Here is a 12,565-nt window from a genome sequence, read left to right as displayed (position 1 = left end):
GTCCTAACGCTTGTTGCGGGCGAGCATTGCGCGAAAATCGCTGCGGGCCAGATCGCTGGCGCGACTGAAGCTCGGGCCGCGGCTGGGCTCGGTGCCGTTGAGGCGCCTGAGCTGCACCCACATCTCGGCGCTCTTGAGCGCAACGGCCGCGCAATTGACGACAGGCGCGTGCCCGACCCTCAGGCCATGCTCCCGTCCGATCAAGAGACCGGGAAGAACACCGGCAGGGATCACCACATCGGCGCCGCGCTCCGTCAGCGGCAGCGCGCAGGCGACGAAATCCTTGATCATGCGGGCCTGGGCCGCCTCGTCGCCTGCGAACGCATCGGCAAAATCCTCGGGCTTGCAGCCCATGCCGGTCACGTGAGCGATGCGGTCACCGAGGCCGTAACGTTCCGCCTGCTCAAGGTGCCAAACTTCGAAAACGGGATCGAGCGTGACAAGACCCAGGCGCCGGCCGAGTTGCGATGCCGCAAGCAGCGTCGCTTCGCCGGTCCCGATCACGGGAATGGCGAGCGCCGAGCGAAGCTCGTAGAGGCCGGGATCCTGGAAGTGTCCCATGACGAAGGCGTCGAATCCCGCCTCCTCTGCCGCGATGCCGTTGTCGATGGCCTGGACGGCACAGCGCAGTTCGGCGAGCCGTCCGAACTCACGGTCCGGCGGCGAAATGCCTTCGACGTGGACCGTCGTCCCGGGCGCTGCGATCGCGTTGAGGTATTCCGACAGCAGCGCCATGTAGGGCGCATTCACGCTCGCATCAACGAAGCTCTGCCAGAAGATGCGCATCGTCCTTCTCCTCGAGCGATCCGTCGCAGGATCGGCCGTCGGCTGCCACGATATATTTCAACCATAAACTAATTGAGCCGTCAAATGTGCGCAGCGGCATGAGCGCAAGGCGCTCGCGCAACGCGGCGAGGAGGCCCCTTTCGCGGGACAAAGAGATCAAGGAAATGGCGAAGTCTGATGGAATTGTATGCAACAACATTTTTTTCTGACGGTGCCGTGACACGTGTTGACGGCCCCGCCGGGAATACTTTAGGCTTTAAGTAATCCTCCATCGGTCGCGGCCGATGGCCAAGACAATGATGTTGCAGGGCACCGCTTTTGAGAGACTCGATCGCGTGGACAGTCGTCGGGCTTGAACAGCCCGCAGCAGCAGCATCGCCGGTCGCGCATCGCGACTGCGGCAGTCAATTCCCATCGCATCGAGAGGCGCCCGCCGGTTTCCGCCGATGGGCCCGCGATTTGAGCGGCACGCGTCGCCATGGTTGCTGACGCCCGGCCGAGCGAACTCTTTTCGGCCGCGCCCGGCCTTTGGCGCTGCAGCATTGCTTTCAATCGGTTTGTCGTATCCAGCATCAACGGAGGAGAACGCACATGCGAAAGACTCTGAGCTTCCTCGCACTCGCTGCCGGCGTCCTGGCGGCGCCGGCCGCGCAGGCCGACATCACCATCGGCTTCGTCACGTCGCTGAGCGGTAACGGCTCCTCGATCGGCATTCCCTATGGCCGGGGCATCAACGCCGCCTATGAATACAAGAAGACGATCAACGGCGAGACCATCCGCCTGATCCAGCTCGACGACGGCTCCGATCCCTCGGCCGCGACCCGCAACGCGCGCAAGCTGGTGGAAGAAGAGAAGGTGGACCTGCTGATCGGGACCGCCACCGCGCCGTCGACCATCGCCATGGCCGCGGTGGCGAGCGAATTGAAGGTGCCGATGATCGCGGTCTCGCCGATCGGCAAGCTGCCTGAAACGCCCGAGCAGTGGGTGATCTCGGTGCCGCAGCCGGCCTCGCTCCTGGTCAAGATCATCGCCGACCGCATGAAGCGCGACGGCATGAAGAACATCGGCTATATCGGCTTCTCGGACGCTTGGGGCGATCTCGTCTATAACGGCGCCAAGGCGGCTGAAGCAGCCGGCGACATCAAGATCCAGACCAACGAGCGCTACGCCCGCACCGACACCTCGGTGACCGCGCAAATTCTCAAGGTCATGGCCGCGCGTCCCGATGCCGTGCTGGACGGCGGGTCGGGCACGCAGGGCGCGCTGCCGCTGCTCAGCCTCGCCGAGCGCGGCTTCAAGGGAAACACCTACGGCACGGTGGCGCTGGTCAATCCGGATTTCGTCAATGTCGGCGGCAAGGCGGCGGACGGCATCCAGGTCTCCGCCGGCCCGGTGATCGTGGCCGAGCAGCTTCCCGACGAGCACTTCGCCAAGAAGATCGCGCTGGATTTCCGCGCGGTCTACCAGAAGACCCACAACATCCCGACCACCGACGGCTTCTCCGCCTACTCCTTCGACGCCTGGCTGATCTTCGCCAATGCCGCCGAGCGCGCGCTGAAGACCGCAAAGCCCGGCACGGCCGAATTCCGCACGGCGCTCCGCGATGCGATCCTCAGCACCAAGGAGCTGCCGGGCGTGCATGCCATCTACAATTTCAAGCCGGGCGCGGTGACCGGCGTCGACGAGCGCGCGCTGGTCGTGGTGCGCCTCACCGGAGGCGCCTGGAAGTACACGCCGTAAGCGCAGACCATCAGAACGGGGGAACGGCGTCTCAATGACGAGCGACATCGCAGCCATCCTTGCGATCGACGGGATCGCCACCGGCGCAGTCTATGCGCTGGTGGCGATCGGAACCGTCCTCATCTTCACGGTGACGCGGGTCATCTTCATCCCCTTTGGCGACATCGCCGCATTCACGGCGCTGACGCTGGCCGCGCTCGACGCCAAGCGCTTTCCGGGCACGGGCGCGCTGGTCGTGATCCTGGCCTGCCTTGCGACGGTGATCGAAATCATCTCGCTCCTGCGCAATGGGGAGCTTCGCCTGCTGCCGCGCGCGCTGCTCTTCTACCTCGTGCTTCCCCTCGCCGTGGTCGGCGCCGCCTGGCTTGCCATGCGTGTCGATCCGCCCCTCGCCATCCGGCTCGTGCTCGCCTTGATGCTGATCACGCCGATCGCCCCACTCCTCGATCGGATCGTCTTCCGCCCGATCGCCGACGGCACCGTGCTGCTGCTGCTGACGGTCTCGGTGGCCTTGCACTTCGCACTGGTCGGTCTCGGCCTCTTGTTCTTCGGACCCGAAGGCGTCCGAACCGAGCCGCTGACGTCGCTCTCGACCGAATTCGCCGGCGTGCTGATCTCGGGCCAGACCATGCTGATCGTGATCGCAGCCCTCGTCTTCAGCGGTCTGCTCTACCTCTTCTTCGACTTCACGCTGGTCGGCAAATCCCTGCGCGCCACCGCCGTCAACCGCACCGGATCGCGGCTGATGGGAATCCGCCCCGCGCGTGCCGGCACGATCGCCTATCTGCTGGGATCGCTGATGGCCGGCGTCTCCGGCATCCTGATCGCGCCCGTCAATACGGTGTTTTACGATTCCGGCTTCCTGATCGGCCTCAAGGCGTTCGTCGGTGCCATCGTCGGCGGCATGACCAGCTATCCCGGCGCGGCGATCGGCGCCGTCGGCGTCGGCATCCTCGAGAGCTTCGCGTCGTTCGAGAGCAGCGCGCTGAAGGACGTCATCGTGTTCTCACTCCTGATTCCGATCTTGATCTGGCGATCCCTCGCCTCGTTGCATTCCGAGGAGGAGATCGAGGAATGACGCGACTTCATGTTCAGCTTGCTGCGCTGGCTGCGGTAGCGTGCCTGGCGCTGGCGCCCTTCGTGCTCAGCCCGTTCAGCATCACGCTGATGAACTATATCGGCATCTATTCGCTCGTCGCCATCGGCCTTGCTCTCCTCACCGGTGTCGGCGGCATCGTGTCGTTCGGACAGGCCGCCTTCGTCGGCGTCGCGGCCTATGCGACGGCCTGGGTGTCGGCCCTCAACGGCTATTCGCCGTGGCTTGGCCTTCTGTTCGGCGTGGTGCTGACCTGCGGTGTCGCCGCGATCCTCGGCGTCGTCACCCTGCGGCTTCAGGGGCACTTCCTCTCGCTCTCGACGGTCGCCTGGGGCCTTGCCATCGGCTTCCTGTTCGGCAACGTCGAGGGGCTTGGCCGTTTCAACGGCATCTCGTCGATCCCGCCGATCAGCATCGGCTCGTTCGCGCTGGTCTCGAGTGCGCAGATCTATTTCCTGATCTGGGGCATCGTCGCTGCGGTTCTGTTCCTTGGCTACAACCTCCTGGACTCCAGGATCGGCCGCGCCATGCGCGCGCTGCGCGGCGGCAACACGCTGGTCGAGAGCCTTGGCATCAATGCCTTCCGGATCAAGCTCGTGACCTTCGTGATCGCGGCCTTCCTCGCCTCGCTCTCGGGCTGGCTCTACGCCCATATGAGCCGCTTCATCAGCCCAGGTCCGTTCGATGCCGGCATGGGCATCGAATATCTGATGATGTCGATGGTCGGCGGCGCCGGCAGCCTGCTCGGCGGCGTCGTGGGCGCCGCCATCGTCACCTTGCTCAAGAACAGCGTGCAGGACTATCTGCCGCTGATCGCGAAGGGCGCGTCGGGGCAGCTCGAGATCGTCGCCTTCTCCGCGCTGTTCATCCTGTTCCTGCAATGGGCGCGGCAGGGCATCGTGCCGTTCGTCGCGCGCTATCTGCCGAAGATCCAGCGCGAGCGCCCGCAGCCCGCACCGCCCCTTCCCCGCCGCGCGCAGCCGACGCCGGGTGAACTGCTGCTGAAGGTCGACGGCGCCGAGCGCCGCTTCGGCGGCCTCATTGCGGTGAACAAGGTCAGCTTCGAGGTGCGGTCGGGCGAGATCCTCGCTGTGATCGGCCCCAACGGCGCCGGCAAGAGCACAATGTTCAACTGCCTGACCGGCGCGCTCCGGGTCAACAAGGGCGAGATCGTCTTTGCGGGACGGCCGATCACGCGCGATGCGCAATCGCGCATCGCCAAGGCCGGCATCGCGCGGACCTTCCAGCATGTGAAGCTCAGGCCGCGCATGAGCCTCCTGGAAAACGTCATGCTCGGCACCTACGCCCGCACCGGTGCGGGCCTGCTCGCCGGTGCGTTCCGCCTCAACCAGCGCGAGGAAGCCAGTGCCCGGCACGAGGCCTTGATGCAGCTCGAACGCGTCGGGCTCGGCGACAAGCCGTTCGAGCTCGCCGGCAATCTGCCGCTCGGCAATCAGCGTATCCTGGAGATCGCGCGTGCGCTGGCAGCGGACCCGACGCTGCTGGTGCTGGACGAGCCGGCCGCGGGCCTGCGCCGCCAGGAGAAGCTGCGGCTGGCCGAGCTCTTGAGGTCGCTGCGCGCGGACCATCTGACCATCCTGATCGTCGAGCATGACATGGAGTTCGTGATGTCGCTGGTCGACCGCATCGTCGTGCTCGATTTCGGCTCGAAGCTCTGCGAGGGAGCGCCGGCGGCGATCCGCAGCGACGAGCGCGTCCAAGAGGCCTATCTCGGAGGCGTCGCGTGAGCGAGATGTTTTCCATGACTGACGTCACCGTCTGCTATGACAATGTCGAAGCGGTCCGCAACGTCTCGCTGTCGGTCGAGGAAGGCCAGATCGTCACCGTCATCGGCCCGAACGGCGCCGGCCAGACCACGCTGCTGATGGCGGCGATCGGCCTGCTCGCCTCGCGCGGCCGCATGGCCTTCCAAGGCAGCGACATCGGCAGGATGTCGGTCGAGGACCGCGTCGAGCGCCGGCTCTGCCTCGTCCCGGAAAAGCGCGAGCTGTTTTCCGACATGACGGTCGCCGACAACCTTCTGCTCGGCTCCTACAGCCTGCGCGACCGCTCGGGCGTGCAGACAACGCTCGACGAGGTCTATGACCGCTTCCCGCGCCTGAAGGAGCGGCAGCGCCAGGCCGCCGGCACGCTCTCCGGCGGTGAGCGTCAGATGCTCGCACTTGGGCGCGCGCTGATGGCCAAGCCGAAACTGCTGATGCTCGACGAGCCGAGCCTTGGCCTCGCACCGCTGATCGTGCGCGAGATCTTCCGCACCATCGCCTCCTTGCGCGATCTCGGCGTCTCGATCCTGCTGGTCGAGCAGAACGCACGCGCCGCGCTGGAGACGGCCGATTACGGCTATGTGCTGGAGACCGGCGAGGTCGTGCAGTCGGGTCCCGCGAAAGACCTCATCCACGATCCCAGGCTGATCACCGCTTATCTTGGCGGACACTGAGACAAGCCGAACGACAAAACCATCGAAACAACCCCATGCACAGTAGCCGGCGATAGCGATATCAATGGCTTGGCGGCCTCGGCGCTGCACCTACGGATTTTTCGAACTTGGTTTGACCCGTCGGGCAAAACAGTGGCATGATGTCATCATCGCCCGTGTGGGCCTCGCCTGCGCCGCCACTTGTATCCGGTCCGCCTCGCTACTGCCGACTGGGCGGACCAGGGAGACAGTGTCCACAAAAATTGCAGTGGTCGATGATAGGTCGCTAAAGCAGGCGGATAAGAGGACCCGGAAGTTGACGATGATAGTTGAGATCCGGGCTACAGATCCGCTTATGTCGGCGGTATACGCCTTGCGACGGGAAGTGTTCGTCATTGAGCAAGGCGTCCCGGAAGAACTTGAAGTCGATGAGTACGACAACGTCGCCGCGCATCTTGCCGCTCTTTCCGACGGCCACGTCGTCGGGACGCTACGCATTGTGCGCCATGACCGCACGGCGAAGATCGGCAGGATGGCGGTATCGGCGCATTCACGGAAAGCCGGGCTCGGTCGAGAGTTGATGGAGTTCGCCGCGACCGCGGTCTCCCGCGACGGTGCCCAGGAGATCATTCTCGCAGCGCAATTCACCGCACGCGAGTTTTACAGGCGACTTGGGTACATCGAGGAAGGAGCGGTCTTCGACGATGCTGGCATATCGCACGTGATGATGCGCAAGAAACTTCGGCCTTGAGCCATGTAGAGCCGTCGTGGGAGAAGTTCAAATGGTGATTGAGTTGAGGGGCGCGAGAGGCGAGGGATTTGCGACGATTGCCGCAGACGGTCGCGTGCTGGATTCCTGGTTTCTTCGGCTAAGCTTGGTTGCGGAAGCCGACAAGGCGGCAACGGTACGGCTGACGAGCGACGAGATCGTCAGATCGTTGGGCGAGTCGGCAGCCGGATATGCGCGACACGACGACGTCCGCAATGTCGATATCGTTTCCATTCGCACTGAAGTCGGCTCCCTTGCATCTGCGCCGACGGATGTGCACGACGCGTATCTTCGACTCCATCTCCTGAGCCACCGGCTGGTCCAGCCTAATTGCCTGAACCTCGAAGGCATTTTCAATCTGTTGCCCAACGTGGCCTGGACGACCCCTGGTCCCTGTGAATGCTCGCGTGTCCAGGAAGCGCGAATGGTCGCGCGAAGGCGCGGCCTGGCGTTTGAGGTGACAGGCATGGACAAGTTTCCGCGCATGACCGATTACGTGACGCCTGCGGACGTGAGAATTGCAGATGCGGATCGCGTCCGGCTCGGAGCCTATCTGGCTCCGGGCACGACCGTCATGCATGAAGGCTTTTGCAATTTCAATGCGGGGACGCTCGGGCCCTGCATGGTCGAAGGCCGGATCAGCGCCGGTGTGGTTGTGGGAAGCGGCAGCGACGTCGGTGGCGGAGCGTCGATCATGGGCACTCTGTCGGGCGGAGGGAAAGAGAGGATTGCGGTCGGTGAGCGCTGCCTGATCGGAGCCAACGCCGGTATCGGAATTTCATTGGGTGACGATTGTGTCGTCGAAGCAGGCTGTTATGTCACGGCAGGCGCGCGCATCCTTTTGGAAGATGGACGAGTGTTGAAAGCGAAGGAACTCTCGGGACGGAACGGTCTTCTTTTTCGTCGTAATTCCCAGAGCGGCGCTCTCGAGGCAACCAGACGTAGATCGAATTGGGACGGCCTCAACTCGCAACTTCATGACTAGAGCATGATGAGATCAGGTTCGAATGCTGCAACGACGGGTGCGCTCCCTTCCCCGCTTGCGCGGGCGAGTAGAGGGTGTCTGGGACAATCTTCCAGAGGAGATGGCCCTCACCCGGCGCGCGGGACGATGCTTCGCATCGCCCGGAACGCGCCGACCTCTCCCGCAAGCGGGAGAGGTGAACGACCCCGCGGCCGCTCGATTCAACCGAAAACCACTCCGCTTTAGGCCCCAGCTCGCACTACCCGCGTTAGCATCGGAAAATGCTTGTTGCCGCCTGCAAACGGCGGAAACTTCACGAAGTCCGCGCGCATGTGCTTGATCACGTCGGAGGCGAGCGCGTGCGCGAGGGCCTGCGGGCTGTCGAACACCAGCTTGTTGCGCTGCATGTACTCGACGCGCTGCGACGGCAGCCGGTCGACCCAGTCGATGCGGGTGTAGATCTCGATTCCGCGGACATTCGGGAAGGTCCGCATGATCGACGGATGGTGCTCCAGATAATGCAGGTTCCAGGCGTTCATGTCTTCGGCCGGACCGGGATAGTGGACGAGGTAACTGCACGGCGTAGTCGTTCCTGCCGGATCATCTGCGACATCGACGGGAAATGCGCGCGTCAGCATCACCTGGTGCGTGACGTCGCGGCCAGTGAGGCCGGATAGTCCGGTACCGGTCGCGAGGTTGGCAAGGACACTGCCGCGGTCCATCGCGGCCTCGCAGGCGAACAGGTCGGGAAACCGCAGCTGGAGCGCAAACACGGGCCCGGAGCCATCGGCCTTGTAGGGATGGTCGACCGACTGTTCGAGCGGCGTGAACAGCAAGCCCTCGGTCATATCCGGGATCGATCCGACCAGCTCTGCGACGGCGCCGACTTCGTCGGGAAGAATGCGCCGTTCGCCTGTGGAATCGGAGAATGTCATGAAGAGCGAGATCATGCTGGCGCTGCCTCGGCGCCCTCGCCTACGCTCACATGCGCCATCAGGGCGGCTCTGATGTCATCGGGCCAGGGGATCGCATGGTGATCCACCAGCGATGTCGCGGCAAGGATCTGGCGCGCGCGCCAGCGCGGGCCATTCGCAGCCGAAATGACATGCTCCAGATGGAGGGACGATCCGCCGACCCGGACGATGCGCAAGCTGAACGTCAGGAGATCGCCGAACATCGACGGCCGGGAGAAGTCGCATGTGAGGTGTACCGTGGGCGTCCCGATCTTCCGGACCGTGATCAATTCCGGCCAGGGAAAACCGATGCCTGCCCAGAAATCCTCGACGACACCATTGAGGATGTTCAGGTACGACGGGAAATACGCGATCCCGGAGGGGTCGCAGTCTCCGAACCTGAGCTCGCGATCGAACGAGAAACTCGTCATCAGATCGCGACGACCGGGTGCCTGATGACACCGACACCATCGACGCCGGCTTCGACGACGTCGCCCGGCCACAGCCATTCCTGCGGGCTCATCCCGGCGCCGACGCCTTCGGGCGTCCCTGTCGCGATGATGTCGCCGGGCTCCAGCGTCATTCCCGACGAGATGTCGGCAATCAGGACCGGGATATCGAAGATCATGTATTTGGTGTTGGAGTCCTGCTTCATGACGCCGTTCTTGGTCAGCCACAGCCGGAGGTCATGCGGATCGGGAATCTCGTCCGCGGTGACGATGCAGGGGCCGAACGGCGCGTAGGTGTCCATGCCCTTGGAGAAGATCCACTGGCCGGCGCGGCGATTGTCGCGCGCGGAGATGTCGATCATCACCGAATAGCCGAAGACGTGGTCCATCGCCTTCTCCACCGGGATGCGCGTCGCGGTCTTGCCGATGATGACGGCGAGCTCGACCTCCCAGTCGAGCTGTTGCGTCATCTTCGCGTTATGATGAATTGCGGCGCCCGGGCCGATCACCGACGTCGGCGGCTTCGAGAACACCACCGGCTGCTTCGGCAGCTCCTTGCTGGTATCCAGGCTCTTGGCGGATTCCGCGATATGCTCACGGTAGTTCAGCCCGATACCAAAAATGTTCTTGCGCGGGCGCGGGATCGGCGCCTGCAGCTTCACATCCTCGACCGGAACGGCGGAGCCGGTCGGCAGGCGGTCGTTGGCGCTCTCCAGACAGTCTCGCAGCGCCGGCAGCAAGGTCACGCTGTTGTCGATGAACGACAGCATGTCGCCCGGCCAGGCAAGGCCATGCGACGCGCCGAGGCGCTCGATGTCGACGACCAATCCGCTGACGAGAACCCCGAGACGGGGCCCGCTGGAGCCCGTGATGTAGGTGACAAGACGCATGGCAGCTTTATCCGGCTCTTTCGGTTCTGTGAAAATGTCAGGCGGCCACCGGCTGGTGGCCAGCATTGTCGCCATAGGCCTCCTCCCGGTAGAAGCCGAGGCCTTCGATGACGGGGAGATCGTTGAAGCAGAACAGGCAGGCATCCTCGCTCGCAGACGCATTGCCGTGCTCGTGCCAGGCCCAGGACGGCACGCAGAAGATGTCGCGCTCCTCCCAATCCAGACGCTTGCCGGCGATGATCGAATAACCCCGGCCCTTGGCGACCTGGTAGAGGAAGCTGCCGGTGTGCCGGTGCGACTTCGTCGTCTCGCCCGGCCGCAGCAGCTGCATGCTGGCGCCAATGGTCTGCATCACGTGCCCGCCGGTGACCGGATTGACATAGTTCATGAGAATGCCGTCGTAGGGCGAGCCGTCGGTCGCTGCGGCATATTTCTGCAAGGACTCGTAGGTCGGCTCCCACTCATATTTGAACATGGGTGAATAGCCCTTCGACCATTTCGAACCGGCCGGCCGCAGACCGGGATTGCCCCAGGTCTTGGTCGTGCCGTCCACGGGGTAGCCGGACTCCTCCTGCTGGATCTTCGGGTGGACCGCGAAAAAATTGGCCTCCAGCGCATTGACGAGCGGAATGTCGAGCCCGTCCTGCCAGATGCAGACCGAGCCGTCGCCGTCGACACCGTGCTCATGCCAGGTGCCGTTCGGCGTGAGCACGAAATCGCGCGCCCCGAGTGTCATCTTGTGACCGTCGACGATGGTGTAGGCGCCAGCGCCTTCCATGATGAAGCGGAGCGCGGAGGCCGAGTGCGCGTGCGCGGTGGCGACTTCACCGGGATGCATCACCTGGAGCCCCGAATAGAGCCAGCCCACCGCGGCCGACACCTCGCGGCGGCCGGGATTGTTCAAATAGATCACCCGCCGTCCCGCCTTTTCCGGCGACACCAGCTCGACCGAACGCAGCACGTGCTCGCGCAGATCCTTGTAGCGCCAGAGCACGGGAACCGATGCCGATTGCGGCGCCCACGGCTCGATCTTGTTGGCGACGGTCCAGAGCGCGCCGGCTTCGTACTTCTCGAGATCCTTGTAATAGGCCTTGAGCTCGGGGGTGTCCTCGACATTGGCCCGGCCGATCACGTTCTCACGCATGCTGTCCTCCAAAGTTTTATCTTGTCGCTTCAGCTAGAGCAAAGTGAGTTGGTTGAATGGATTGGCCCGCGGGTGCTTCACCTCTCTCGCTTGCGGGAGAGGTCGGCGCGTTCCGGGCGATGCGAAGCATCGTCCCGCGCGCCGGGTGAGGGCTTTCTCTTCTAGGGAGTTCTCGATTGCGGAGACACCCTCTCCCCAACCCTCCCCCGCGAGCGGGGGAGGGAGCGCGCCTTCTTTGCGGCTTGCATCCCAAATCATCATTCCGATCTCAGCGGGATCGGCGTGAAGCCCTGCCCCGCAGCATCGCCCTCACCGTCCGCGAGGTCCAGCGGCGTCAGCGGCCGGCGGTTGACCCGGAGGTCGAAAATGTCGAACCGGTTGTAGTGCCCGACGATGTCATGCATCTGCTTCGGCTGGATGCAGCGCTCGAGGTCGATATCGGCATAGACGATGCCCTCGTCGTCGATCAGGGACTCCCCGACCACGCGGCCATCAGGCCCGATGATGCCGGAGAACGCGCTCGACTTGCGCTGCAGGCGCGCCCGCGCATCGGGAACCACGGTCTCCATCGCCGCGATGATCTCCTCTGACACGGTCGAGCAGGAGACGACCGTAAAAATCTTGCCTTCAAAGGAATGGGCGATCGCGCGCAGCTTGATCGCCTCCGCCATGTCGTAGTCGGGAGGCGCGACGGGAAGCGAGATGTAGCTGGCGACATGCACGAGCTCACCCTGGCCGAGCAGCGCAAAGCGCGCCAGCGTGTTGGTGTTCTCACCGCAGGCCAGCGCGCCGAGAGGTCCGATCCCGGTATCATAGACGCGCAGGCTCGATCCGTCACCGCCGGTCCAGGTCAGCTTCTCCGCCCAGGTCGGCACCAGCTTGCGATGCTTGCCGAGCAGCGCGCCATCCGGGCCGATGAAGACCAGCGTGTTGTAGATCGCGCCGAGCGAGACCGGGCTGCGCTCGTTGACACCGAGCACGACATGGCAGCGGGCATCGCGCGCGGCCTTCCGGACGATGTCGATCTCCGGACCCGGCACCAGCACCGACGCCTTGGCAAGCTTTTCGAACCACGCGCTGCCCGTGACGGGATCGGTGATCCAGTTCCAATAGGGATAGCCGGGAACGAACACCTCGGGGAACGCGACGAGCTTGGCACCGTTGCCGGCTGCCTCACGGACCAGTGAAGCCGCCTTGTCGGCGGTCGCGCTCGGGTTGAGATATATGGGTGAGGCCTGGACGGCGGCGGCTCTAAAGCGAGGCAGCTTCAGCATGGGCCCTACCCTGTCGCCGGCTCACGATCCGCTGCGTTCGGAGCAGAGCCCCGGAGGCGTGAT

The 12,565-nt window shown here is 64.2% G+C and carries 13 protein-coding genes; 6 read left to right on the top strand and 7 right to left on the bottom strand.

Translation table 11 applies throughout. The annotated features are described in order from the left end of the window. Positions 1-3: 3 nt before the first annotated feature. Both I3J27_RS13670 and I3J27_RS13665 read right to left on the bottom strand, forming a co-directional pair. Entirely contained in the window at positions 4-786 is a 783-nt protein-coding gene (locus I3J27_RS13670) for an aspartate/glutamate racemase family protein (RefSeq protein WP_270169993.1), read from the bottom strand. Further along, positions 758-985, bottom strand: coding sequence for a hypothetical protein (locus I3J27_RS13665; RefSeq protein ID WP_270169991.1), 228 nt, complete (start codon positions 983-985; stop codon positions 758-760). Before I3J27_RS13665 ends, I3J27_RS13670 begins: the two co-directional genes overlap by 29 nt. A gap of 392 nt (positions 986-1,377) precedes the next feature. On the opposite strand from I3J27_RS13665, the gene I3J27_RS13660 reads away from it, so the two are divergent. From I3J27_RS13660 to dapD, 6 genes are all read left to right on the top strand, one after another. Beyond that, positions 1,378-2,526, top strand: coding sequence for an ABC transporter substrate-binding protein (locus I3J27_RS13660; protein WP_270169989.1), 1,149 nt, complete (start codon positions 1,378-1,380; stop codon positions 2,524-2,526). A 34-nt stretch (positions 2,527-2,560) separates the two neighbouring features. Continuing rightward, the gene (locus tag I3J27_RS13655) at positions 2,561-3,604 is read left to right on the top strand and encodes a branched-chain amino acid ABC transporter permease (RefSeq protein ID WP_270169987.1); all 1,044 of its coding nucleotides are present in this window, start codon (positions 2,561-2,563) and stop codon (positions 3,602-3,604) included. Then, positions 3,601-5,370 (top strand): branched-chain amino acid ABC transporter ATP-binding protein/permease, encoded by a 1,770-nt coding sequence (locus tag I3J27_RS13650; RefSeq protein WP_270169985.1) that lies wholly within the window; start codon positions 3,601-3,603, stop codon positions 5,368-5,370. The genes I3J27_RS13655 and I3J27_RS13650 overlap by 4 nt, the downstream gene beginning before the upstream one ends. Next, positions 5,367-6,080 (top strand): ABC transporter ATP-binding protein, encoded by a 714-nt coding sequence (locus I3J27_RS13645; RefSeq protein ID WP_270169983.1) that lies wholly within the window; start codon positions 5,367-5,369, stop codon positions 6,078-6,080. Before I3J27_RS13650 ends, I3J27_RS13645 begins: the two co-directional genes overlap by 4 nt. Before the next feature lie 301 nt (positions 6,081-6,381). Further along, complete coding sequence (locus tag I3J27_RS13640; protein ID WP_270169977.1) at positions 6,382-6,810, top strand: GNAT family N-acetyltransferase; 429 nt, start codon at positions 6,382-6,384, stop codon at positions 6,808-6,810. Between the two features lie 31 nt (positions 6,811-6,841). Continuing rightward, on the top strand, positions 6,842-7,813 hold the full coding sequence (gene dapD / locus I3J27_RS13635) for a 2,3,4,5-tetrahydropyridine-2,6-dicarboxylate N-succinyltransferase (protein WP_270169974.1): 972 nt from the start codon (positions 6,842-6,844) through the stop codon (positions 7,811-7,813). 221 nt (positions 7,814-8,034) lie between these two features. On the opposite strand, the gene I3J27_RS13630 is transcribed toward dapD, so the two are convergent. The 5 genes from I3J27_RS13630 to I3J27_RS13610 form a co-directional block, all read right to left on the bottom strand. Further along, positions 8,035-8,742 carry an EthD family reductase gene (locus I3J27_RS13630; RefSeq protein ID WP_270169972.1) on the bottom strand — a complete coding sequence of 236 codons (708 nt, stop codon included), beginning with the start codon at positions 8,740-8,742 and terminating at the stop codon, positions 8,035-8,037. Then, the gene (locus I3J27_RS13625) at positions 8,739-9,176 is read right to left on the bottom strand and encodes an acyl-CoA thioesterase (protein ID WP_270169970.1); all 438 of its coding nucleotides are present in this window, start codon (positions 9,174-9,176) and stop codon (positions 8,739-8,741) included. Before I3J27_RS13625 ends, I3J27_RS13630 begins: the two co-directional genes overlap by 4 nt. After that, positions 9,176-10,084 (bottom strand): fumarylacetoacetate hydrolase family protein, encoded by a 909-nt coding sequence (locus I3J27_RS13620; protein ID WP_270169968.1) that lies wholly within the window; start codon positions 10,082-10,084, stop codon positions 9,176-9,178. Before I3J27_RS13620 ends, I3J27_RS13625 begins: the two co-directional genes overlap by 1 nt. Before the next feature lie 37 nt (positions 10,085-10,121). Further along, complete coding sequence (locus I3J27_RS13615) at positions 10,122-11,228, bottom strand: cupin domain-containing protein (RefSeq protein ID WP_270169966.1); 1,107 nt, start codon at positions 11,226-11,228, stop codon at positions 10,122-10,124. A gap of 257 nt (positions 11,229-11,485) precedes the next feature. Then, the gene (locus tag I3J27_RS13610) at positions 11,486-12,502 is read right to left on the bottom strand and encodes a carbon-nitrogen hydrolase family protein (RefSeq protein WP_270169964.1); all 1,017 of its coding nucleotides are present in this window, start codon (positions 12,500-12,502) and stop codon (positions 11,486-11,488) included. Between the last annotated feature and the right edge of the window lie 63 nt (positions 12,503-12,565).

The organism is Bradyrhizobium xenonodulans (assembly GCF_027594865.1).
Taxonomy (GTDB): Bacteria; Pseudomonadota; Alphaproteobacteria; order Rhizobiales; family Xanthobacteraceae; genus Bradyrhizobium; species Bradyrhizobium xenonodulans.
The sequence above is the reverse complement of the archived record's forward strand: the minus strand, read 5'-3'. Positions and strand labels throughout refer to the sequence as shown.

Bases quoted from the DNA above. Each gene is read 5' to 3' on its own strand.
- I3J27_RS13655 (WP_270169987.1), top strand. From the start codon at position 2,561: ATGACGAGCGACATCGCAGCCATCCTTGCGATCGACGGGATCGCCACC.
- I3J27_RS13665 (WP_270169991.1), bottom strand. From the start codon at position 985: ATGTTGTTGCATACAATTCCATCAGACTTCGCCATTTCCTTGATCTCT.
- I3J27_RS13615 (WP_270169966.1), bottom strand. From the start codon at position 11,228: ATGCGTGAGAACGTGATCGGCCGGGCCAATGTCGAGGACACCCCCGAG.
- I3J27_RS13660 (WP_270169989.1), top strand. From the start codon at position 1,378: ATGCGAAAGACTCTGAGCTTCCTCGCACTCGCTGCCGGCGTCCTGGCG.
- I3J27_RS13630 (WP_270169972.1), bottom strand. From the start codon at position 8,742: ATGATCTCGCTCTTCATGACATTCTCCGATTCCACAGGCGAACGGCGC.
- I3J27_RS13650 (WP_270169985.1), top strand. From the start codon at position 3,601: ATGACGCGACTTCATGTTCAGCTTGCTGCGCTGGCTGCGGTAGCGTGC.
- I3J27_RS13640 (WP_270169977.1), top strand. From the start codon at position 6,382: ATGATAGTTGAGATCCGGGCTACAGATCCGCTTATGTCGGCGGTATAC.
- dapD (WP_270169974.1), top strand. From the start codon at position 6,842: ATGGTGATTGAGTTGAGGGGCGCGAGAGGCGAGGGATTTGCGACGATT.
- I3J27_RS13625 (WP_270169970.1), bottom strand. From the start codon at position 9,176: ATGACGAGTTTCTCGTTCGATCGCGAGCTCAGGTTCGGAGACTGCGAC.
- I3J27_RS13620 (WP_270169968.1), bottom strand. From the start codon at position 10,084: ATGCGTCTTGTCACCTACATCACGGGCTCCAGCGGGCCCCGTCTCGGG.
- I3J27_RS13670 (WP_270169993.1), bottom strand. From the start codon at position 786: ATGCGCATCTTCTGGCAGAGCTTCGTTGATGCGAGCGTGAATGCGCCC.
- I3J27_RS13610 (WP_270169964.1), bottom strand. From the start codon at position 12,502: ATGCTGAAGCTGCCTCGCTTTAGAGCCGCCGCCGTCCAGGCCTCACCC.